The organism is Caulobacter sp. LARHSG274 (assembly GCF_052871235.1).
In genome coordinates, this window is the sequence record NZ_JBIXJO010000025.1 from 1 (window position 1) to 21,797 (window position 21,797).

The following is a 21,797-nucleotide window of genomic DNA, read 5'->3' on the forward strand; positions in this document are numbered from 1 at the left end:
CTGCTGCTGCGCCTGGCCAATGACGCCGTCAAGATCACCCACGGCGTCCTGGCCTTCTCAAGACTCGTTCGAGCCAATCTCATGCATCGCAGACCTCTCGATCAGCTCCTCAAGCCGCCGCCAACTCCACGCCACGACCCACGACAACTCTCTCTCGACTTTATGACAGCGTGAACCGGACAGCCGTGCCACAAGGGCGGGAATGACGATCGTGAGGGGGAAGCGCCTAGAACGACCTGGGAGCCGGCGTCCATTCGAACACCGACGCATAGAGGTCATCCCATCGCGGATTGTCGCGTTCGATCAGGTTGATCTTCCACTGCCGCGGCCAGCGCTTGAGCGAGGTCTCGCGCTGGATGGCGTCGGTCATCAGGTCGTGGATTTCGTACCAGACCAGGCGGGTGAGATTGTAGCGTCGGGTGAAGCCGCCGTGTCCTTCCCGGTGTTGCAGGATGCGGCCGTGGAACTGGCCGGTGACGCCGGTGTAGAGCGTGCCGCGATAGCGGTCGGTCATCATGTAGACGGCGATCCAGGCGTCTGGGGCGACCATGGCGGGCCTGCGGAAGTGCGTGTTAAAGCTTTAGATTGATCTTTTCGACGCCACACCTCAGCCGTGATCCGGCGCAGGGTGGAATGTGGGAGGGCGGTGGGACAGGCTATATGATCCATCATGACCGCTTCGATCTCCCAAACCCTCGCCGCCTGGCGCGCCCGCATCACCCGGCCTCCCGGCCCGCTCGGGGCGGCCTCCCGGGCCGTGCAGCGGCGGATCAATGCGATCATTCCCGAAAAGGTCCACGCCGCCGTCACCGCCGCCATGGCGGCGATGACCCAGGCGATGCTGACCGGGGCCGGCTTCGTCACCGGGGCGCCGCTGCGCCAGGGGAGCCTGGAGGCGCGCGAGGCCAAGGTGCGGGCCGCCGTCCGCGGCTGGAAGACCGCCGCCGGGGCCGAGGGCGGGGCGGCCGGGGCCGGCGGTTTCCTGCTGGTGGCGGCCGACTTCCCGCTGCTGATGAGCTTCAAGCTGAAGCTGCTGTTCGAGATCGCCGCCCTCTACGGCCACGACGGGGCGGTGCTCAGCGAGCGGCTCTACATGCTGCACATCTTCGAGCTGGCCTTTTCCGACGCCGAGCACCGGGCCCGGGTGCTGGCGGCCATGGACGACTGGGACGCCCGGCCGCATCCGGCCGACCTCGCCGATTTCGACTGGCGGGCCTTCCAGCAGCAGTACCGCGACCACATCGACCTGGCCAAGCTGGCCCAGCTGCTGCCCGTGGTCGGCGCCCCGGTCGGGGCGGTGGTCAACTGGCGCCTGACCGCGCACCTGGGCGAGACGGCGATGATGGCTTATCGGATGCGGTGGGCGGGTAAGGGGGAGGGGAGTGACGGTTGAGCCGGCGGTGCTCCTCACCTCTTCTTTTTTCTTTTTACTGTCCCTCCCCACGAGGGGGAGGGAAGGGTTTGGGAAAAGAATTAGCCGCCTAGCGGCTGCGGCTGCCGCTTTCGCCCAAGGCGGCTTGCGACGACTTCAGCTGGGCGACGGCGTTGGCGACGGCGTCGCGGTGGCAGTCGGAGGCGGCGACGACGCGCTTGAGTTCGACGAAGCTGCCGCGATAGGCGCCGCAGACTTCCAGGGCGGCGGTGTCGATGCGCTTCATGATCCGCTCGGCGTCGCGGGGATTGCTGGGGTCGAGCCTGTCGGTGCGGACGGCGACGCTGGCGGTTTCCGAGGCGGCGGCGCTGGCGGCGCCCGCGCCGGCCAGGAGCAGGAGGGCGGCGGTGGCGGCGATGAGGGTCTTCATGGTCGGTCTCCCTGACAGGGGCGACGTCTGACTGCGTCGCTCGGTTCGGTCTGGCGCGATCCGGGGCGGATCGGGTCCGGATCTAACGCTCAGACCCTTGCATCTGCCTAAAAATGGCCCTGGAAAAGCAAAATCGGTCGACAAATCGGTCAAAAAACCAGCGAACGCGAAAGTGTTCGCCGAAAAAGTCGAATTCATTTGGGCGCTTAGGCGGCGCTAAGCGGCGAAACTGAAATTTCAGCGGGCGCGAAAAAACTTGGCCGTGGGGCGTTCGAGGGCGGCCGGCCGGCGCGCGGACGGGGAGCTTCCAAAGCATTCGCCACCAAAACTGACCCACACTTCCGCTCATCCCGGCGAATGCCGGGACCCAGATCCTATGGCGTTGAGGATGATGGGACGGGCTCAGTGTTCTTGGCGTCGGCCCCAGAGCCATTCCATCTGGGTCCCGGCATTCGCCGGGATGAGCGGAGATTTTTGGGCTCGCGCCAACTCAGCCGACCTAGACCCTACAGATCCAGGTCGTCGGCGGCGAACTCGGCGTTTTCCTGGATGAAGCGGAAGCGCAGCTCCGGCTTGCGGCCCATCAGGGTCTCGACCAGGGCCTCGACCGCCTCTTCCGAGCGCGGCAGGGTGATCTTGGCCAGGGTGCGGACCGCCGGGTCCATGGTGGTCTCCTTCAGCTGGGAGGCCATCATCTCGCCCAGGCCCTTGAAGCGGCCGATCTCGGGCTTCTTGCCCTTGAACAGCGTGGCCAAGAGCTCGTCCTTGTGGGCGTCGTCGCGGGCATAGGCGCTCTTGCCGCCGTGGCTGAGGCGGTAGAGCGGCGGCAGGGCCAGGAACAGGTGCCCGCCGCGGATCAGCTCGGGCATGGTGCGGTAGAAGAAGGTGATCAGCAGCGAGGCGATGTGGGCGCCGTCGACGTCGGCGTCGGTCATGATGATGATCCGCTCGTAGCGCAGATCCTCTTCGCGATAGCGATTGCCGCCCTGGGCGCCCAGGGCCAGCATCAGGTCCGACAGCTCTTTGTTGGCGCTGAACTTCTCGCCGGTCGCCGAGGCGACGTTGAGGATCTTGCCGCGCAGGGGCAGGATCGCCTGGTTCTTGCGGTTGCGGGCCTGCTTGGCCGAGCCGCCGGCGCTGTCGCCTTCGACGATGAACAGCTCGGCCCCGTCGACGGCCCCCGCCGCGCAGTCGGCCAGCTTGCCGGGCAGGCGCAGCTTGCGGGTGGCGCTGGCGCGCTGGACCTCCTTGTCCTTGCGGCGCTTGAGGCGCTCCTCGGCCCGCTCGATGACGAACTCCAGCAGGGCCTGGGCGGCCTTGGGGCTGCCGGTCAGCCAGTGGTCGAACGGGTCGCGCAGGGCGGTCTCGACGAAGCGCTGGGCCTCGGACGAGGACAGCTTCTCCTTGGTCTGGCCCTGGAATTCCGGGTTCTTGATGAACACCGAGATCAGGGCCCCGGCCTGGGCGATGACGTCGTCGGCGGTGATGATCGCCGCCCGTTTCTCGCCCTTCAGCTCGGCATAGGCCTTCAGACCCCGGGTCAGGGCGGCGCGCAGGCCGCTCTCGTGGGTGCCGCCCTCGGGGGTCGGCACGGTGTTGCAGTAGGACTGCATGAAGCCGTCGTGCTCGCCGAAGCCGCGCGGCGTCCAGGCGATGGCCCATTCGACGGCGCCGGCCTCGCCCTGGCGCTCGATGCGGCCCGAGAAGCTGTCGGGGGTGACCAGCTCCAGCCCCTTGGTGCGCTCGGCCAGGAAGTCGGCCAGGCCGTTGGGGAAGTGGAAGGTGGCCTCGGGCGGCGTCTGGTCCTGGATGCGGGCCGGATCGCAGGACCATTTGATCTGCACGCCGCGGAACAGATAGGCCTTGGAGCGGGCCATGCGGTACAGGCGCGCCGGCTTGAAGCCGCAACCCTCGCCGAAGATCTCGTCGTCGGGCTTGAAGCGCACCTGGGTGCCGCGCTTGCGGCTGGGGGCGATCTTCTCGACCGGGCCCAGCGGCTTGCCGCGGGCGAAGCTCTGGCGGTGCTCGAAGCCGTCGCGCCAGACGGTGACCTCGACCAGTTCCGACAGGGCGTTGACCACGCTGGCCCCGACCCCGTGCAGGCCGCCGGAGGTCTCATAGGCCTTGCCGCTGAACTTCCCGCCGGCGTGCAGGACGGTCATGATCACTTCCAGGGCCGACTTGCCCGGGTGCTTGGGGTGGGGGTCGACCGGCATGCCGCGGCCGTCGTCGCGGACCGACAGGTAGCCGTCGGCGTCGAACTTGACCTCGATGGTCTTGGCGAAGCCGGCCACGGCCTCGTCCATCGAGTTGTCGAGCACCTCGGCGAACAGGTGGTGCAGGGCCCGCTCGTCGGTGCCGCCGATATACATGCCCGGCCGCTTGCGCACCGGCTCCAGGCCCTCGAGCACCTCGATGTCGCTGGCCGTGTAGCCGCCGGAGGACGGCGCGCCCTGGGCGGCGGCGGGGGCCGCTACGGGCGGCGGCGGGGCGGCCGGACGCGGCGCGGGCTGCGGATGCGGCTCGCGGGCCGGGAACGGCGAGGCCGGCGGCGGCGCCAGGGCGTCGTCGTCGAACAGGGAAAGGGGAGGCAGGTCGTCTTTGGAGGACATTACGGGAACATGCGACGATTCGGCGGGATGCTCCGTATGGCCTCAACGGCCGCCGATGAAAAGGGGAGGGGTCGCCAAACGGGCGGGCGGCGAAATTTATCGCTTTGCGCGTATCTGCATAGTCGATCGTCTCAAGGTGGATCAGGGTCCGGCTGCGGGGGAGCTCAGAACCCTGGAGGAAACCGCCATGTCATCCACAGCCACCGCCACCATCGTCGGCAACTTCACCTCGAGCAACTGCGGCGAGGTCAACGGAACGGCCACCTCGGACACCGGCCTGCAGCCCGGCGCCGACGTCGCCATCAACGGCAACACCGATCTCAGCTCCTGCATCGTCGGCAACAGCGGCGGCAAGGTCTACGGGATCCGGCTGGTGTCCAACGCCGGCTTCTACAAGTATCGCGTCGACGTCGACGCCCAGGGGCCGTCCGGCATCGGCTCGGGCAGCATCAACCTGCTGTTCACCGACCAGACCAACGATACCTACAGCCTGGCCATCACCAGCAGCCGGCGCGAGGAGCACACCGTCTCCTACAACAGCGACAAGCCCTCGATCGTCAAGATCGCCTGGAGCGACTGAACGCCCGGTCGGCGCCGGTCCTGGCCGGCGCCGGCCTTTTCGCGCTAAACGATAGCCGCCCCGCGTGGCAGGATGGGCGCCCCCGCCGCGCCCCCTGAACGGAGCCCTCCATGACCTGGCGTCGCCTGACCCTCGCCCTTGCGGTCCTGAGCCTCTGGGCCTGCTCCAGCCCCGGCCCCGCCCAACCGGGTCCGCCGCCAACCACCTCCCGCTCGCCGGTCGCCGAGGGCGGGATGTGCGGCGGCTTCGCCGGCTTCCAGTGCGGCCAGGGGCTGAGCTGCCAGATGGCCAAGGGCCAGTGCCGCACCGTGGCCGACGCCGCCGGCGTCTGCCGCAAGCCGCCGCAGGTCTGCACGATGATCTACGCCCCGGTCTGCGGCTGCGACGGCAGGACCTATCCCAGCGCCTGCACCGCCGCCTCCAAGGGCGTCAGCGTCGCGGCGGACGGCGAGTGCAAGGCGTAGAACGGCTTGCTGCTGACATCCTGAGGACAGGCGTCGCCGAGGATGGCCGCCGGAGGGCCGCATGACTCAACGAAAATCGACGAAGGAAACGCTGCGGCGGCAGGTGCTGGCGGGCGGTCTCGCCGTTACCGTCAGGACCGGCGCGCCCGGCGTTCAGGCTGAGGAGAGCAAGACGATGTACGGACTGATCGGCCAGATGAAGGCCGCGCCCGGCCAGCGCGACGCCCTGATCGCCATCCTGGCGGAGAGCACGGGCGGCATGCCCGGCTGCCTCAGCTACATCATCGCCAAGGACACGGCCGACGCCGACGCCCTGTGGATCACCGAGGTCTGGACCGACCAGGCCAGCCACGCCGCCTCGCTGCAGCTGCCGGCCGTCCAGGCCGCCATCGCCAAGGCCCGCCCGATCATTGCTGGCTTCGGCCACCGGTTCGAGACCGTGCCGGTGGGCGGGGTGGGGCTGGGCTGAGGCGGCGGTGGGGCGGTTGGGTGGTCGGTGCGAGAAAGATGGTTAGACGACATTCCAAAAAGGCGTATCGACGCCCTTGTCCCAGACGTTCTGGAATTCTTCAGGGCTGATCTTTTCGAGGTCCACGCCGTCGAAACCTTGAGCTACTGAACAGTCGATTAAGGAAGGGCAGTCTTTGCCGCTTTGCTCCTCAATCTCGATGCTGTTCCGCGTAACCGAACCATCGGCATAAACCCATACGCTCCGCGTCACTGCGTCAGCAGTGTCATCAATTTCATAGAAGAACCACGACGGCTCACCGACAGGAGCATCACCGTCAGGCCAAGGCAGCTTGGCATGTCGCAGTAGCGTCATGGCTCAACCCGACCGATCTTTTCCAATCCAAGTTCGACATAAACGCTGCCAATAATGCGCTGTGCAGTAGAGGCGAATATGCACCAAAGCTGGCGTGCCTCCCGTAGTTGCACGGGGCGAACGATACCTTCGTATTTTGTCCAGTCCCCACCCTTCTCAGGAGGAATGAACCGCCGGAACATGAGCGCTGCATCGCCGGTCGGTGTGTGAACGAAGGTGGTGTGCCCATGTACGAACATGTGACGCGGCTCAGAGAGTTGATCCAGACGATCCATGAGCAGACCGAGATCCGCGGAATAGGGGGTGAGAGGGCCAGGGTGCGTTAGTAGCTGGCGAAGTAACTTGGCGCGCCCGTCTAGACCCATCGGTAACTTGCGACTTAACGCACTATAATTCGGCATTTTCCATGCATGCCAAAGTAAGTCCGCAACCAGGTATTCGATTTGGCCGTAGCTGTTGATGCACCAGCCTAGGTCTGAAATCATGCCCGAGATTGTAGCGGCTCTGGGGTCATTTTCATCGATGCTGCCGACAATCCAGCTCACCCAGCGCTCCTGAGGAGCGCCACAGTAATCTTTTGGAACCGATCAGCCGCTCTCATTAGTCCAGCTTAAACCTCAAAATCGACCGTCGAAAGGTTCGCTAAGGATCGAAAGCGCGAAATCCCGCCCATGGAGCGCAGCCCCTCGAACTCCCGCTGAACCTCAGCACGCCCGCCACCACCGCCCACCAAAAAAAAGGCCCGCGGATCGCTCCGCGGGCCTCGTCCTTCGTCTAAGCCGTGAAGCCTAGCACTTGTAGTACATGTCGAATTCGACCGGGTGCGGGTGCAGTTGCAGGCGCATCACCTCTTCCATCTTCAGCTCGATGTAGCTGTCGATGAAGTCGTCGTCCATGACGCCGCCGGCCTTCAGGAAGGCGCGGTCCTTGTCCAGGTTTTCCAGGGCTTCGCGCAGGCTGCCGCAGACTTCCGGGATCTTCTTCTGCTCGCGGGGCGGCAGGTCGTAGAGGTTCTTGTCGGCGGGCGCGCCCGGATCGATCTTGTTGTTGATGCCGTCCAGGCCCGCCATCAGCAGCGCCACGAAGGTCAGGTAGGGGTTGCCCATCGGGTCGGGGAAGCGGGCTTCCAGGCGCTTGGCCTTCGGCGAGTCGACGTGCGGGATGCGGATCGAGGCCGAGCGGTTGCGGGCCGAATAGGCCAGCTTCACCGGGGCTTCGTAGCCGGGCACCAGGCGCTTGTAGCTGTTGGTGGTCGAGTTGGAGAAGGCGTTGATGGCCTTGGCGTGCTTGATGATGCCGCCGATGTACCACAGGCACATGTCCGACAGGCCGGCGTACTTGTCGCCGGCGAACAGCGGCTTGCCGTCGCCCCAGATCGACTGGTGGACGTGCATGCCCGAGCCGTTGTCGCCGAACATCGGCTTGGCCATGAAGGTGGCGGTCTTGCCGTAGGCGTGGGCGACGTTGTGGATCACGTACTTATAGAGCTGCAGGCGGTCGGCCATGGTGACCATGGTGTCGAACTTCAGGCCGAGCTCGTGCTGGGCGGGCGCCACTTCGTGGTGGTGCTTTTCCGGCTTCATGCCCAGCTCGCCCATCACCGCCAGCATTTCGCCGCGCAGGTCCTGGGCCGAGTCGATCGGGTTGACCGGGAAGTAGCCGCCCTTGGGGCCCGGGCGGTGGCCCATATTGCCTTCCGGATAGTCCTTGCCGGTGTTGCTCGGCAGCTCGACGGAGTCGAACGAGTAGCTGGTGTGGGTCGACGAGGTGTTCCACTTGACGTCGTCGAAGATGAAGAACTCGGCTTCCGGGCCGAAGAACACGGTGTCGCCGATGCCCGAGGCCTTGACGTAGTTCAGGGCCGCCTTGGCGATCGAGCGCGGGTCGCGGTTGTAGGGGGTGCCGGTGTCGGGGTTCACCACGTCGCAGAACAGCGCCAGGGTGGTCTGCTGGTAGAAGGGGTCGATGATCGCGGTCGACAGGTCGGGACGCAGCTTCATGTCCGACTCGTTGATGGCCTTCCAGCCGGCGATCGACGAGCCGTCGAACATGGTGCCGTCGTTGAGGAAGTCGTCATCGACCAGGTCGATGTCGAAGGTGACGTGCTGCATCTTGCCGCGAACGTCGGTGAAGCGGACGTCGACGTACTTGACGTCCTTTTCCTTGATGAGGTCCAGGATTTCCTTGGCGGTGCTCATAGTTATCCCCTTTGAGCGTTAAGCGGTTGCGACCCGGGCCTAGACGGCGGCGGGGCCGGTTTCTCCCGTGCGGATGCGGACGACTTCCGCGATGTCCGAGACGAAAATCTTGCCGTCGCCGATGCGGCCCGTGCGGGCGGCGCTGGTGATGGCCTCGATGGCGGCGTCGAGCTGGCTGTCTTCGACCACCACCTCGACTTTGATCTTGGGCAGGAAATCGACGACGTACTCGGCGCCGCGATAGAGCTCGGTATGGCCCTTCTGGCGGCCGTAGCCCTTGGCTTCCAGGACGGTCATGCCCTGCACGCCCATGTCCTGCAAAGCTTCTTTGACCTCATCGAGCTTGAACGGCTTGATGATGGCTTCGATCTTTTTCATCAGACTTCTTTCACGCCCATACGGCGCGGGCGCCGCTGACTGAGCGGCACGGAGCACGCCGCCCCCCGGGCCCACAAGCGGGCCTGCGCCGTTTAGTGCGCCAGACCCGCCGGGTTTTGCGCATTGATCGAATATTGGGCACACAAAGCTCAAAACGTCATCATTTGATGTTTGGGCGGCCAAACGGCGTTGCGGCGGCCGATTGCGCCCCTAGGATCGCGGAAACGATCGTTTCGACGGGCCCGAACATGCTGGATGTCGCTTTGCCGTCGACGAGATCGCATCACGGCGGGTTTGGCAAAGTGGCGGAAAACGGGCCTTCGGCGCAAAAAGTGCTGAAGATTGCGGCGAATGTCGCGATCGTCAGCGCCGCGGGGATGCGGTGGGTTCTTGCGCGACTGGACGCGGTGAAGGTTAGCGGCGCCCATGGCGGCGCTCTGGACGCGGCGGCCCGTCCGTGGGCCGGGATGTCGGCGGGAAGATCTTGCGGTCCGGCGGGCGAGCCATGAGCCGGATCTACATGATCCGCCACGGCCGACCGGCGTCGTCCTGGGGCGGGGAGGACCACGATCCGGGCCTGGACGCCGTCGGCGCCGAGCAGGCCCGGGCCGTCGCCGATCTCCTCCTGGCCTTGTCGGCGGCGGCGCGGCCGAGCCGAGTGGTGAGTTCCCCGTTGCGGCGCTGCCGCGAGACCGCCCAGCCCCTTGCCGAGGCCCTGGGCGTGGGGATCGAGATAGATCCGCGGGTCGGCGAGATCCCCACCCCGATCGCCCTGGCGCCCGAGGAACGGCCCGCCTGGCTGCGGGCGGCCTTCGAGGGCCGGTGGCGCGATATCCGAGGCGACCTGGACTACGCCGCCTGGGTTCAAACGGTGGCGCAGGGCGTGGCGGCCCATCCCGGCGCGGCGGTGTTCAGCCATTTCGTGGCGCTGAACGCGGCGGTGTCGGCGGCGACGGGCGGCGAGCAGGTGGCCGCGTTCCGGCCGGACCACGTGTCGGTGACGGTGTTCGACATGGTCGATGGCGACTTGATCCTGGTCGCGAAAGGACGCGAAGCTTCGACCCAGGTGCTGTAGTCCGCGTCGCAGGAGGGGTCGTGCCGGGTGAGATCATGACCGTCGCCGAAATGTCCGCGGCCGATCGCGCCGCGGTCGAGGCCGGGACGCCGACCACGGTGCTGATGGAGCGGGCCGGCCAGGCCGTCGCCGACGTCATCCGCCGCCGATTCGCGCGCCGGCCGACCGTGGTCTGGTGCGGTCCCGGCGACAATGGCGGCGACGGCTATGTCGTGGCCCGGCATCTGCGCCGGCGCGGCTGGCCGGTGCGGGTCGAGGCCCTGGCCCCGCCCGCCAGCCCGGCGGCGCGCTGGGCGGCCGCCCGGTGGAAGGGCCAAACCGGGCCATTGGGGTCGGAGCCCGGCGCGGCCGAACTCTATGTCGACGCCCTGTTCGGCGCAGGGCTTTCGCGGCCGCTGGCGGGGGAGGCCGAACGGCTGGCGCGCGCCCTGATCGATCCGGCCCGGATCGTCGCCATCGACACGCCCAGCGGCGTCCTGGGGGACACGGGACGGCCCCTGGGCGAGGTCGCCCTGAAGGCGGGCCTGACCGTGACCTTCCACCGCCGCAAGCCCGCCCATGTCCTGGCCGAGGGCCGGGCGGCCTGCGGCGAGGTGGTGGTGGTCGACATCGGCCTGCGGACGACGGGCGAGGGCGGCCTGTTCGAGAACGGTCCGAGCCTCTGGGCCGCCCGCTTTCCGTGGCCGGCGCTCGACGCCCACAAGCACGCCCGCGGCCGGCTGATGGTGGTCAGCGGCGGCGCCTGGAACACGGGGGCGGCGCGGCTGGCGGCGCGGGCCGGGCTGCGGATCGGGGCGGGGGCGGTGACGGTGCTGTCGCCGCCGGACGCCCTGGCGGTCAACGCCGCCCATCTGGAGGCGATCATGCTGGCGCCCTTCGACGGCGAGGCCGAGCTGCAGGCGCGCGCCGAACGGGCCGACGCGGTGGTGATCGGGCCGGCGGCCGGGGTGGGCGAGGGGACGGCGCGCAACCTCTCGGCCCTGGCCCGGACCGGCGCGGCCCTGGTCATCGACGCCGACGCCCTGACCAGCTTCGCCCACGATCCGGCGGCGCTGTTTTCGCTGCTGGACGGCGACGACGTGCTGACGCCGCATCCGGGCGAGTTCGAGCGGATCTTTCCGGGCCTGCTGGCCGCCTCGCCCGAACGCATCACCGCGGCGCGGGAGGCGGCGCGGCGCGCTGGGGCGGTGGTGCTGCTGAAGGGACCCGACACCGTGGTGGCCGCGCCGGACGGCCGGGCCGCCGTCAGCCTGAACGGCGCGCCCTGGCTGGCGACGGCGGGGTCGGGCGACGTGCTGGCCGGCTTCATCGCCGGCCTGGTCGCCCAGGGGATGGACAGCTTCGACGCCGCCTGCGCCGCCGCCTGGATCCATGCCGAGGCCGGAGCCGCCCATGGTCCGGGCCTGATCGCCGAGGACCTGCCGGGCCTGGCGCCCATGGTGCTGGCGCGGCTGCTGGCGGCGCGCGGCGACGGCTAGGGCCGGTCCAGAGTCATGAGGGCTTTGGTGGAGGAAACACCGGCCCGGGCGTCAGTCGGGGGGGCATGGCCCGGGCCGGTGCAGGCCCGAAGCGTTTTTCAACAGCTTCGAACATCTGCATAACCCCGGCGACCTCCGGAGGTTCCGGCGGCGCGATGTTTTTTCGGTCGGTCGCAGGCCGGATTTCAACTTTCAAGCGCGCCGGCCTGGCGGACGAAAACGCCGGCGAGCGCGCTGGCGACTTGCAAACCTCGCCGCGCCTGTCTAACCCGCCTTCGGCGCACGGCGCGGATGTGGCGAAACTGGTAGACGCACTAGATTTAGGTTCTAGCGCCGAGAGGCGTGGAGGTTCGAGTCCTCTCATCCGCACCACCCTTGTCGGGCTTTCGATCCGATGGGGCGTCAACGCCCTTGGATGGTCGCCAAACGCGTGACATAAGGGCGCTCTTTCGCCGCCCCGGTGACGTGGGCGGCTTTGATGTTTTGACCCCTGGGGCGGACGACGGGCGCAAGCGCCCCAAGAGCCGAGAAGCTAAGAATGTCGATGCAGATCGTTGAAAAGTCGGGCGAAGGCCTCAGCCGCGTTTATGGCGTGACGGTGCCCGCGAGTGAACTCGCCACGCGTCTCGAGGCCCGGATCGCCGAGGTCGCGCCCCAGATGAACGTCAAGGGCTTCCGCCCCGGCAAGGTGCCGGCCGCCCACGTTCGCCGCCTCTACGGCAAGGCCCTGATGGGCGAAGTCATCGAGGCGACGCTGAACGAGGGCGCCCAGAAGGTGCTCGACGACAACAAGCTGCGCCCGGCCGGCCAGCCCGACCTGAAGCCCTCGTCGGACATGGACAAGGTCCTGGCCGGCGGCGAAGACCTGGCTTTCGAACTGGCCGTCGAGGTCATGCCCGAGTTCGAGCCGATCGACCCGACCTCGATCGAGCTGACCAAGCCGGTCTACAAGGTCTCGGAAGCCGAGGTCGACGAGGCCCTGGCCGACCTGGCCAAGCAGGCCCGCACCTATGAGCCGCGCAAAGGCAAGAGCCTGAAGGCCAAGGACGGCGACCAGCTGCTGATCGACTTCGTCGGCACCATCGACGGCGTGGCCTTCGACGGCGGCACCGCCAACGACGCCGAGCTGACCCTGGGTTCGGGCCAGTTCATCCCGGGCTTCGAAGCCCAGCTGGTCGGCGCCAAGCCGGGCGACGAAGTCACCGTGAAGGTCGACTTCCCGGACGACTATCAAGCCGCCAACCTGGCCGGCAAGGCCGCCGAGTTCGCCACCACCGTCAAGGAAGTGCGCGCCCCGGTCGACGCCGAGCCGGACGACGAGATGGCCAAGCGCCTGGGCCTGTCGGACCTGCAGGCCCTGAAGGACCTGCTGAAGTCCAACCTCGAAGGCCGCTACGGCAACAGCTCGCGTTTCAAGCTCAAGCGCGCCCTGCTCGACGTGCTCGACACCAAGCACGACTTCCCGCTGCCGCCGCGCATGGTCGACGCCGAGTTCGACGGCATCTGGCAGCAGGTCCAGGCCGACAAGACCCAGGGCGGCCTGCCGCCCGAGGACGAGGGCAAGACCGAGGACCAGCTGAAGGACGAGTATCGCAAGATCGCCGAGCGCCGCGTGCGCCTGGGCCTGGTGCTCGCCGAGATCGGCCGCAAGAACGACGTGGCCGTCACCGAGCAGGAACTGGCCGACGCCATGATGCGCGAAGCCCGCCAGTACGGCGCGCAAGCCCAGCAGGTGTTCGACATGTACCGCCAGCGCGCCGACCTGCAGGCCGCCCTGCGCGCCCCGATCTACGAGGACAAGGTCGTCGACCTGATCTTCGGCAAGGCCAAGATCGAGGAGAAGGAAGTCTCCAAGGAAGAACTGCTGGAAGAAGACGAGCTGCCGGAAGGCTACGGCGGCTAAGGCCTCCATCGTCCCCTTGAAGAGGGCGCGGCTCGCGAGGGCCGCGCCCTTTTTCATGCGCCTTGCGACGGCCCGGCTCCTTGCAACCTGTTAAGCGCCACGCGATATGCGATGGCGAAGGCGCGCGGGGGCCGATTCGTTTTCGCGCCGTCCAGACACAAGAAAAGGGCGATCCCTATGTACGATCCGGTTGCAACGGCGATGAACCTCGTGCCGATGGTGGTCGAACAGACCAGCCGCGGCGAGCGGGCGTTCGACATCTTCTCCCGCCTGTTGAAAGAGCGGATCATCTTCCTGACCGGTCCCGTCGAAGACGGGATGGCCAGCCTGATCTGCGCCCAGCTGCTCTTCCTGGAGTCCGAGAACCCCAAGAAGGAAATCGCCATGTACATCAACTCGCCGGGCGGCGTGGTGACGTCGGGCCTGGCGATCTACGACACCATGCAATACATCAAGAGTCCGGTCTCGACGGTGTGCATGGGCATGGCCGCCTCGATGGGCAGCCTGCTGCTGCAGGCCGGCGCCCCCGGCCAGCGCATCGCCCTGCCCAACGCCCGGATCATGGTCCACCAGCCGTCGGGCGGCTTCCGCGGCCAGGCCTCGGACATCGAGCGCCACGCCGAGGACATCATCAAGACCAAGCGCCGCCTGAACGAGATCTACGTCAAGCACTGCGGCCGCACCTATGAGGAAGTCGAAAAGACCCTCGACCGCGACCACTTCATGAGCGCCGAGGAAGCCAAGGCCTGGGGCCTGATCGACCACATCAACGAAAGCCGCGACGCGGCCGACGACAAGGCGTAAGTCGCCTTACGTTTTCGCGCTAGATCAAGCCGCCGGCCGCGAGGTCGGCGGCTTTTTCGTGATCGCGGCCGTCCGGCGGCGCGGGGGGATTCGCGGGAGCTTTGGCCCGCCGAGGGCGACGTCGTCGGCCCAGAAGCAGACCTGTCCGCTGTTCGCGATGGGTGGAAGTCGGACCCACAGCGCGTAAACTCGCTCAATGATCAAGCTAGGCCAAAGCACCGACTTCGCCGACGTCCGCCTTTCCAGGTACGAGTTGAGCCTGATCAACAATGCGCTCAACGAAGTCTGCAATGGGGTGGACATCGAGGACGCCGAATTTGCTACCCGCCTCGGCGCCGAACGAGAGGAGATGCGTAATCTCCTCGAGAGCATCAGGTCATTGATCCGCTAGCCGAACGGTGGGGTTCGCCATGATGACGGTGGATTACGGTGGGGATTACGGTGACAGGATTACGGTGACAGTGCACTAATTAGGATTACGGTGACAGTGCACTAATTAGCCAGGATCAGGCCGATCCCTCAGTCGCGTGACCCCTGGAGGCGCTTGTCGAAGCGCGAATTAAATGCACTGTCACCGTAATTGATGCGGAACGGCGTTGGCTCCGATCGGAGAGATCGACCTATCGCTTCTGCCTTCGGACGATGGCTAGGTAACGTTCGCCACAAGCCTAATGCACGGGAAAGAGATGGAAGCGACTGGCGTTCTGAGCGTCGGGGAAAGCACGACCGCCCTGGCCTATATCAAGGCTCGGCGGGGTCTTTCGCCGCGCCAGGTGAAAGTCATCCTGGTGGTTTGCATGTTGGCCGTCGGCATCCCGGTGGGGGCATGGGCGTCGGGATCATGGTTCGCAGCCGCAATGTCGGTCGAGTGCACGATCATCGGCCTCGGTGTGGGCCTGCTGATCGTCCAGAGGCTGGCGGGTCCTTCAATGCGAAAAGCCCTCGCCGCGCGCGGACAGGCGTACGAGCAGCCGCTTACGCTCCGCCTGACGCCCGAGGCGCTCGTCTATGACCTGGGGGACCTGACGATGACCGCCCGTTGGCCCTGCGTGACCGACCTCTATCAAATCCGCAAGTACTGGGTCTTCCTGGTCCAGAGCAGCGCCATGGTCCTGCCGCGACGCGTCTTCGCAACGCCCGAGGCCGAACGCGATTTCATTGCCGAAGCCAGGTCGCGGATGACGGACGCGGCCCGGGCGCGAAGCCCGGACGCGACAAGGTTTGTCGGTGGTTAGCATCGCTCCGGCAATGTCCGCCCCAGTTCGAAAGCGGGTACTGAGATTTCGCCCGAAGTTGTAGGCGATCGGGGCCAAACGGCGTCCGGCGCGTCTGAAAAAACTTATCCCCACCGCTCCCAGCGTGTTTCCCCAGCAAATTCAACGCCGAAAATTCAGATATCCTCCCCCTTTCCCGCCACCCCCATAATCGACCCACTTCAAGGCGATGGGGAGGGCGTGAGGCCTGCGACCTTCGCGGCCTTGGGGGGCGGTCGAGCGGGACGCGCTCGTCGGCGGCGGTTCCGTCAGGGGCCGCGACCTCGTCATCTGGTGCCGGCCGGGCCCGTTTACGGATACGGCGTTGACGAAGGGCCGAGGAGAGCGACAGGCACGGGGAGACCCGTGCGTTCCGGGACTGGGCTTCGTGGGCCCGGCCCGCCCGCCGGGGGCTTCAGTCGGCGAGGCGTCAACAGCGCCGACCGCCGGGCGCTCCTGAGATAATGATCGCGCGGAGCGTTGGTCCTGGTCGAAACGGTATTTCTTACAAAGCTTCCGGGCCTGGCCCGGCGCTCCGCAGCCCTCCCCCGAACTTCAGCGGCCCGCCGCGTGAGGCGGTCAAGCCGCGTCACGACGACACACGACAGGGATGCGCCATGCCAAAATCAGCCCGGCTTGCCCCTAAAGATGCGGTAACCCTTCTCCTGGGCGATGGCCAACATTTCGCGGTCGCCGGAGGTGTCGCCATAGGCCGCGGCCAGCGACATATTGTCGCCGAACCGCTCGCGCAGCCGGGCGACCTTCTCGGCCCCGCGGCAGTTGGCGCCGAGCAGGACGCCGGCGACCCGGTTGTCGGCGTCGAAGGCCAGGCGCGAGCCGATCAGCACGTCGGCCCCCAGGCCGCGGGCGAAGGGCGCGACCACCAGGTCGGGCGAGGCGGTGACGATCACCAGCTTGGCGCCCTTGGCCCGCCAGCGCCGCCAGACGGCCAGGGCGTCGGGGCGAAACAGCCGCGGCGCCTCGGACTGGGCGAAGGCGCGGGCCTCGCGTTCCAGCTGCTCGAGGCTGACGCCCTTGAGGAATTCCCGCACCGCCGCAGCCTTGATCTTGCCGCGGTTTCGATCGAACACATAGGCCATGGCGGCGGGAAACAGGCGGATCATCCCGATGGCGTGGCGGGCCGGACTGACTCGCCACTTCAGGAAGGCCGTGAAGCTGTCGCGAACGGTCAGGGTTCCGTCGAAGTCGAAGGCCACCAGCGGCGGCCCCTCGTGCAGGTCGCCGGTCATGCCCGTGGAGGCGGTCAGCCCCTTGGCCATCAGTGAACGTTTCGCCATTGGTCTCCGCGCTCGCGCGCCCCGCAACTCTGCCGGCCTTGCAACACGATTCCGCCCTGGCCGCCTAAGGTCATCGCAGGTTCAAGCGAACGGGCGTCCAGGTCGTTCACACCCGGGCCTTATCGTCGGTCCGGCCGGGAGCGAAGGCCACGCGGCTTGCGTTGACGTCGTGGAACGCCATCTTAGGGAAGAATTCCATGAAACCGCGCGCACCATCCACGAACTTGGGGGCTGTAAATCGGCTCCAAGGCTTGTGCCGTGCGCCCGGATCGGGGAATGTCAAGGATTAGACAACTCCCGGCGGATATCCTGGCGCTTCGGTGGCGGGATAGGCGCTACGGAGTCGGTGGTTTCGGCTTCGGCCTCGACCGCCCTAGCGTGAGAAGCGACCATGACGAAAGCCGCGAGCGGCGACACCAAGAGCACGCTCTACTGTTCTTTCTGCGGAAAGAGCCAGCATGAGGTGCGTAAGCTCATCGCGGGTCCGACGGTGTTCATCTGCGATGAGTGCGTCGAACTTTGCATGGACATCATCCGCGAAGAGCACAAGATCGCCTTCGTGAAGTCCAAGGACGGCGTGCCCACGCCGCGGGAGATCTGCGAAGTCCTGGACGATTACGTGATCGGGCAAAATCACGCCAAGAAGGTGCTCGCTGTAGCGGTGCACAACCACTACAAGCGCCTCAACCACGCGTCGAAGAACAACGACGTCGAACTGGCCAAGTCGAACATCCTGCTGGTCGGTCCGACCGGCACCGGCAAGACGCTGCTGGCCCAGACCCTGGCCCGAATCATCGACGTGCCGTTCACGATGGCCGACGCCACCACCCTGACCGAAGCCGGTTATGTGGGCGAGGACGTCGAGAACATCGTGCTCAAGCTGCTGCAAGCCGCCGACTACAATGTCGAGCGCGCCCAGCGCGGCATCGTCTATATCGACGAAATCGACAAGATCAGCCGCAAGTCGGACAATCCGTCGATCACCCGCGACGTGTCGGGCGAGGGCGTGCAGCAGGCCCTGCTGAAGATCATGGAAGGCACCGTCGCCTCCGTGCCGCCGCAAGGCGGGCGCAAGCATCCGCAGCAGGAGTTCCTGCAGGTCGACACCACCAACATCCTGTTCATCTGCGGCGGGGCCTTCGCAGGCCTGGAGCGCATCATCTCGGCGCGCGGCCAGGGCAAGTCGATCGGCTTCGGCGCCAAGGTGGCCGATCCGGAAGAGCGTCGCACCGGCGAGATCCTGCGCGGCGTCGAGCCGGACGACCTGCAGCGCTTCGGCCTGATCCCGGAGTTCATCGGCCGCCTGCCGGTGATCGCCACCCTGGAGGACCTCGACGAGGTCGCCCTGGTCAAGATCCTGACCGAGCCGAAGAACGCCTTCGTCAAGCAGTACCAGCGCCTGTTCGAGATGGAGAACATCGGCCTGACCTTCACCGACGACGCCCTGCACGGCGTCGCCAAGAAGGCCATCCTGCGCAAGACCGGGGCCCGCGGCCTGCGGTCGATCATGGAAGGCATCCTGCTGGAGACCATGTTCGAGCTGCCCAACTACGAGGGCGTCGAGGAAGTGGTGGTCAATGCCGAGGTCGTCGAAGGCCGGGCCCAGCCGCTGCTGATCTACGCCGAGAAGAAGGGCGGGGCCGCTTCGGCCTGATCCTTCGCGGCGCCGCCGTGAAAACCAGGCGCGTCCGGTCCCGCCGGACGCGCCTTTTTCATCACACTGGCGCTGGATACGGCCCCGAAAAGGATGGTTTCTCCGCGGAGGGGCCTGGGCCGCGGGAAAGAGTCGGTCGGTTCTGCCCATCTCGGCGCAAGGACCTTGCACGGCCAAGTTGGCCAAGGGGCATGTTCTCGGCGGCTTGACCGCTTCAGCGCGACTCGTCGCCGCTATCAGGCGAGCCCGCTTGAACCGTGTTGCAAAAGGTCCACATAAATAACGACCATCCGCTCAGTCCCGGGCGGACGGGCCGTACGACTCAGGCGCATCGTCTGGGTGACGGCGGCCCGCGTGGCTGAGTGCGATCAAACGCACCGGCCCAGGAGTAGAAAGCATCATGTCTGAGATTCGTACGCTTCCTGTGCTGCCCTTGCGCGACATCGTTGTGTTCCCGCACATGGTGGTTCCCCTCTTCGTGGGTCGCGACAAGTCTGTGCGCGCCCTCGAGGAAGTGATGCGCGGCGGCAAGGAGATCCTTCTGGTCACCCAGAAGAATTCCGCCGATGACGACCCCGCGCCCTCCGACATCTACGACGTCGGCGTTCTGGCCACCGTGCTGCAGCTGCTGAAACTGCCCGACGGCACCGTCAAGGTGTTGGTCGAGGGCAAGGGGCGCGCCGCCGTGGTGCGGTTCACCGACCAGGAGTCCTTCTACGAGGCCCAGGTCGGCGAGGTCAGCGAGGACCACGGCGTCGGCCCCGAGGCCGAGGCCCTGTCGCGCGCCGTCGTCGAGCAGTTCGAGAACTACGTCAAGCTGAACAAGAAGGTGCCGCCCGAGGCCCTGGCCTCGATCCCGCAGATCGCCGAGCCCGGCAAGCTGGCCGACAGCATCTCGGCCCACCTGTCGGTCAAGATCGCCGACAAGCAGCACCTGCTGGAAATCTTCGACGTCGTGAAGCGCCTGGAAAAGGTCTTCGCCCTGATGGAGGGCGAGATCTCGGTGCTGCAGGTCGAGAAGAAGATCCGCTCGCGCGTCAAGCGCCAGATGGAGAAGACCCAGCGCGAATATTACCTGAACGAGCAGATGAAGGCGATCCAGCGCGAGCTGGGCGATCCCGACGATCAGCGCGACGAACTGATCGAGCTCGAAAAGCGCATCAAGAAGACCAAGCTGTCCAAGGAGGCCCGCACCAAGGCCGAGGGCGAGCTGAAGAAGCTGCGCAACATGAGCCCGATGTCGGCCGAAAGCACGGTCGTGCGCAACTATCTCGACTGGATGCTGTCGATCCCGTGGGGCAAGGCCAAGACCAAGAAGATCGACCTGGTCGAGGCCGAGGCGGTGCTCGAGGAGGACCACTACGGCCTGGAGAAGGTCAAGGAGCGCATCCTTGAATATCTGGCCGTGCAGGCCCGCACCGGCTCGCTGAAGGGCCCGATCCTGTGCCTGGTCGGTCCTCCGGGCGTCGGCAAGACCTCGCTGGGCCGTTCGCTGGCCAAGGCGACTGGGCGCGAGTTCGCCCGCATCTCCCTGGGCGGCGTGCGAGACGAGGCCGAGATCCGCGGCCACCGCCGCACCTATATCGGCTCGATGCCCGGCAAGATCATCCAGACCATGAAGAAGGCCAAGACCACCAACGCCTTCGTGCTGCTGGACGAGATCGACAAGATGGGCAGCGACTATCGCGGCGACCCGTCCTCGGCCCTGCTCGAAGTGCTGGACCCGGCCCAGAACTCGACCTTCGGCGACCACTATCTGGAGGTCGACTACGACCTCAGCCAAGTGATGTTCGTCACCACGGCCAACAGCCTCAACATGCCCCAGCCGCTGCTGGACCGCATGGAGATCATCCGCATCCCCGGCTACACCGAGGATGAGAAGGTCGAGATCGCCAAGCGCCACATCCTGCCCAAGCAGATGAAGGACCATGGCCTGAAGGCGAGCGAGTTCGAGGTGCCGGAAAAGGCCATCCACGACCTGATCCGCTACTACACCCGGGAAGCCGGCGTGCGGTCGCTGGAGCGGGAACTGGGCAACCTGGCGCGCAAGACCGTTCGCGACCTGGCGCGCGAGAAGGTCAGCTCGATCACCATCGACGACGAGCGGCTGGCCAAGTATGCGGGCGTCAGGAAGTACCGCTACGGCGAGACCGACGAAGTCGATCAGGTCGGCATCGTCACCGGCCTGGCCTGGACCGAGTTCGGCGGCGACATCCTGACCATCGAAGCCGTGAAGATGCCGGGCAAGGGCCGCATGACGGTCACCGGCAACCTCAAGGAGGTGATGAAGGAGTCGATCTCGGCGGCCAACAGCTACGTCCGCTCGCGGGCCGTGCAGTTCGGCATCAAGCCGCCGGTGTTCGAGAAGACCGACGTCCACGTGCACGTTCCGGACGGCGCCACGCCCAAGGACGGTCCGTCGGCCGGCAGCGCCATGGCCCTGGCCATCGTCTCGGTGCTGACCGGCGTCCCGATCCGCAAGGACATCGCCATGACCGGCGAGATCACCCTGCGCGGCCGGGTCACGGCGATCGGCGGCCTCAAGGAGAAGCTGCTGGCGGCCCTGCGCTCGGGCGTGAAGACCGTGCTGATCCCTCAGGAGAACGAGAAGGATCTGGCGGATGTCCCGCAGAGCGTGAAGGTCGGCCTGGAGATCATCCCGGTCTCGACCTTCGACGAAGTGCTGAAACACGCCCTGACCGGCCCGCTCACGCCGGTCGAGTGGCGAGAAGAAGACGAGCCGATTGCTGCAACTGCGAAGGTCGACGACAGCGATAGCGACGCTGTTCTGACCCACTGATAGTAACTTATTGTTGATAACTTAGGCGGTGCGGAGGTTTTCCGCGCCGCCTTCGTTTGACGGGCCGTCTGAAGCCCGCATACTCCTGCCCAAGCGAAGCGGTGTCAGCTGCAACCAGCGCCGCCGCTTTCATGCTGGGAGAAGAACATGACCACAAAAGCCGAACTCGTCACGGCGATCGCCGAAAAGGCGGGCATCAATAAGAACCAGGCCAAGGATGCCCTGGAAGCCTTTATCGACGCCGTCACCGCTTCGCTGAAGTCGGGCGAGGATGTTCGCCTCGTTGGTTTCGGCACGTTCAAGGCCGTGGCGCGCGCCGCCGGCACCGCCCGCAACCCGCGCACCGGCGAGACCGTCAACCGTCCGGCCTCGAAGACCGCCCGGTTCCAGGTCGGCGAAGGTCTGAAGACCACGCTCAACGGCTGATCCAGTATCCAGATTTCGGGGGCGGGCCGCCGAGCGGTGTCCCGCCCTTTTTCTATGCGGGACTTTCTAGGGCGGACGGGGTATCTCCCACATCCTCGTCCGTCCTGGCCTCGCCTTGAATTGACCTGAGGGCGGTTAGCTCAGCGGTAGAGCGTCTCGTTTACACCGAGAGGGTCGGGGGTTCGATCCCCTCACCGCCCACCACATTCACAGCCGTTGCAGTATCGATCCGACGACGTGAACGGAGCC

The 21,797-nt window shown here is 66.4% G+C and carries 22 protein-coding genes and 2 tRNA genes; 16 read left to right on the forward strand and 8 right to left on the reverse strand.

Annotated elements, in window-relative coordinates; translation table 11 throughout:
* Positions 1-226 precede the first annotated feature (226 nt).
* Positions 227-550, reverse strand: coding sequence for a GIY-YIG nuclease family protein (locus ACIPQB_RS23875; RefSeq protein ID WP_446487742.1), 324 nt, complete (start codon positions 548-550; stop codon positions 227-229).
* 120 nt (positions 551-670) lie between these two features.
* Between ACIPQB_RS23875 and ACIPQB_RS23880 the strand changes: the two genes are divergently transcribed.
* Positions 671-1,393: an EcsC family protein gene (locus tag ACIPQB_RS23880; protein ID WP_446487743.1), complete on the forward strand. Its 723-nt coding sequence runs from the start codon at positions 671-673 to the stop codon at positions 1,391-1,393.
* An 88-nt stretch (positions 1,394-1,481) separates the two neighbouring features.
* Here the strand turns inward: ACIPQB_RS23880 and ACIPQB_RS23885 are convergent, their stop codons facing one another.
* Positions 1,482-1,802: a UrcA family protein gene (locus ACIPQB_RS23885; protein ID WP_446487744.1), complete on the reverse strand. Its 321-nt coding sequence runs from the start codon at positions 1,800-1,802 to the stop codon at positions 1,482-1,484.
* 506 nt (positions 1,803-2,308) lie between these two features.
* Entirely contained in the window at positions 2,309-4,414 is a 2,106-nt protein-coding gene (parE, locus tag ACIPQB_RS23890) for a DNA topoisomerase IV subunit B (RefSeq protein WP_446487745.1), read from the reverse strand.
* Between the two features lie 187 nt (positions 4,415-4,601).
* On the opposite strand from parE, the gene ACIPQB_RS23895 reads away from it, so the two are divergent.
* The 3 genes from ACIPQB_RS23895 (at position 4,602) to ACIPQB_RS23905 (ending at position 5,927) form a co-directional block, all read left to right on the forward strand.
* A complete protein-coding gene (locus ACIPQB_RS23895; protein WP_446487746.1) occupies positions 4,602-4,994 on the forward strand; it encodes a hypothetical protein in 393 nt (130 codons plus the stop codon).
* Positions 4,995-5,104: 110 nt separating this feature from the next.
* Positions 5,105-5,458: a Kazal-type serine protease inhibitor family protein gene (locus tag ACIPQB_RS23900; protein WP_446487747.1), complete on the forward strand. Its 354-nt coding sequence runs from the start codon at positions 5,105-5,107 to the stop codon at positions 5,456-5,458.
* A 61-nt stretch (positions 5,459-5,519) separates the two neighbouring features.
* On the forward strand, positions 5,520-5,927 hold the full coding sequence (locus tag ACIPQB_RS23905) for a putative quinol monooxygenase (RefSeq protein WP_446487748.1): 408 nt from the start codon (positions 5,520-5,522) through the stop codon (positions 5,925-5,927).
* A gap of 42 nt (positions 5,928-5,969) precedes the next feature.
* Here ACIPQB_RS23905 and ACIPQB_RS23910 read toward each other — a convergent pair whose 3' ends face one another.
* From ACIPQB_RS23910 to ACIPQB_RS23925, 4 genes are all read right to left on the reverse strand, one after another.
* On the reverse strand, positions 5,970-6,281 hold the full coding sequence (locus ACIPQB_RS23910) for a hypothetical protein (protein WP_446487749.1): 312 nt from the start codon (positions 6,279-6,281) through the stop codon (positions 5,970-5,972).
* A complete protein-coding gene (locus tag ACIPQB_RS23915; protein WP_446487750.1) occupies positions 6,278-6,826 on the reverse strand; it encodes a hypothetical protein in 549 nt (182 codons plus the stop codon). The genes ACIPQB_RS23910 and ACIPQB_RS23915 overlap by 4 nt, the downstream gene beginning before the upstream one ends.
* Positions 6,827-7,069: 243 nt before the next feature.
* Positions 7,070-8,479 carry a type I glutamate--ammonia ligase gene (gene glnA / locus ACIPQB_RS23920; protein WP_446487751.1) on the reverse strand — a complete coding sequence of 470 codons (1,410 nt, stop codon included), beginning with the start codon at positions 8,477-8,479 and terminating at the stop codon, positions 7,070-7,072.
* A 39-nt stretch (positions 8,480-8,518) separates the two neighbouring features.
* Entirely contained in the window at positions 8,519-8,857 is a 339-nt protein-coding gene (locus ACIPQB_RS23925) for a P-II family nitrogen regulator (RefSeq protein ID WP_446487752.1), read from the reverse strand.
* A 248-nt stretch (positions 8,858-9,105) separates the two neighbouring features.
* Between ACIPQB_RS23925 and ACIPQB_RS23930 the strand changes: the two genes are divergently transcribed.
* From ACIPQB_RS23930 to ACIPQB_RS23965, 8 genes are all read left to right on the forward strand, one after another.
* The gene (locus ACIPQB_RS23930; protein ID WP_446487753.1) at positions 9,106-9,366 is read left to right on the forward strand and encodes a hypothetical protein; all 261 of its coding nucleotides are present in this window, start codon (positions 9,106-9,108) and stop codon (positions 9,364-9,366) included.
* Positions 9,363-9,932 carry a histidine phosphatase family protein gene (locus tag ACIPQB_RS23935; protein ID WP_446487754.1) on the forward strand — a complete coding sequence of 190 codons (570 nt, stop codon included), beginning with the start codon at positions 9,363-9,365 and terminating at the stop codon, positions 9,930-9,932. Before ACIPQB_RS23930 ends, ACIPQB_RS23935 begins: the two co-directional genes overlap by 4 nt.
* Positions 9,933-9,952: 20 nt before the next feature.
* Entirely contained in the window at positions 9,953-11,410 is a 1,458-nt protein-coding gene (locus ACIPQB_RS23940) for an NAD(P)H-hydrate dehydratase (RefSeq protein WP_446487755.1), read from the forward strand.
* Between the two features lie 287 nt (positions 11,411-11,697).
* A tRNA-Leu gene (locus ACIPQB_RS23945) sits at positions 11,698-11,782 on the forward strand.
* Between the two features lie 172 nt (positions 11,783-11,954).
* Positions 11,955-13,313, forward strand: a complete 1,359-nt coding sequence (tig, locus tag ACIPQB_RS23950) for a trigger factor (protein WP_446487795.1) — start codon at positions 11,955-11,957, stop codon at positions 13,311-13,313.
* Between the two features lie 177 nt (positions 13,314-13,490).
* A complete protein-coding gene (locus ACIPQB_RS23955) occupies positions 13,491-14,117 on the forward strand; it encodes an ATP-dependent Clp protease proteolytic subunit (RefSeq protein WP_446487756.1) in 627 nt (208 codons plus the stop codon).
* Between the two features lie 196 nt (positions 14,118-14,313).
* The gene (locus ACIPQB_RS23960) at positions 14,314-14,508 is read left to right on the forward strand and encodes a hypothetical protein (RefSeq protein ID WP_446487757.1); all 195 of its coding nucleotides are present in this window, start codon (positions 14,314-14,316) and stop codon (positions 14,506-14,508) included.
* 295 nt (positions 14,509-14,803) lie between these two features.
* Entirely contained in the window at positions 14,804-15,352 is a 549-nt protein-coding gene (locus ACIPQB_RS23965; protein ID WP_446487758.1) for a YcxB family protein, read from the forward strand.
* A 644-nt stretch (positions 15,353-15,996) separates the two neighbouring features.
* Here the strand turns inward: ACIPQB_RS23965 and ACIPQB_RS23970 are convergent.
* Positions 15,997-16,668, reverse strand: coding sequence for an HAD-IB family hydrolase (locus tag ACIPQB_RS23970; protein ID WP_446487759.1), 672 nt, complete (start codon positions 16,666-16,668; stop codon positions 15,997-15,999).
* A 391-nt stretch (positions 16,669-17,059) separates the two neighbouring features.
* Between ACIPQB_RS23970 and clpX the strand changes: the two genes are divergently transcribed.
* The 4 genes from clpX (at position 17,060) to ACIPQB_RS23990 (ending at position 21,752) form a co-directional block, all read left to right on the forward strand.
* Entirely contained in the window at positions 17,060-18,322 is a 1,263-nt protein-coding gene (clpX, locus tag ACIPQB_RS23975) for an ATP-dependent Clp protease ATP-binding subunit ClpX (RefSeq protein WP_446487760.1), read from the forward strand.
* A 400-nt stretch (positions 18,323-18,722) separates the two neighbouring features.
* A complete protein-coding gene (lon, locus tag ACIPQB_RS23980) occupies positions 18,723-21,122 on the forward strand; it encodes an endopeptidase La (protein WP_446487761.1) in 2,400 nt (799 codons plus the stop codon).
* 147 nt (positions 21,123-21,269) lie between these two features.
* Positions 21,270-21,548: an HU family DNA-binding protein gene (locus ACIPQB_RS23985; protein ID WP_446487762.1), complete on the forward strand. Its 279-nt coding sequence runs from the start codon at positions 21,270-21,272 to the stop codon at positions 21,546-21,548.
* Between the two features lie 129 nt (positions 21,549-21,677).
* Positions 21,678-21,752 (forward strand) — tRNA-Val (locus ACIPQB_RS23990).
* Positions 21,753-21,797 lie beyond the last annotated feature (45 nt).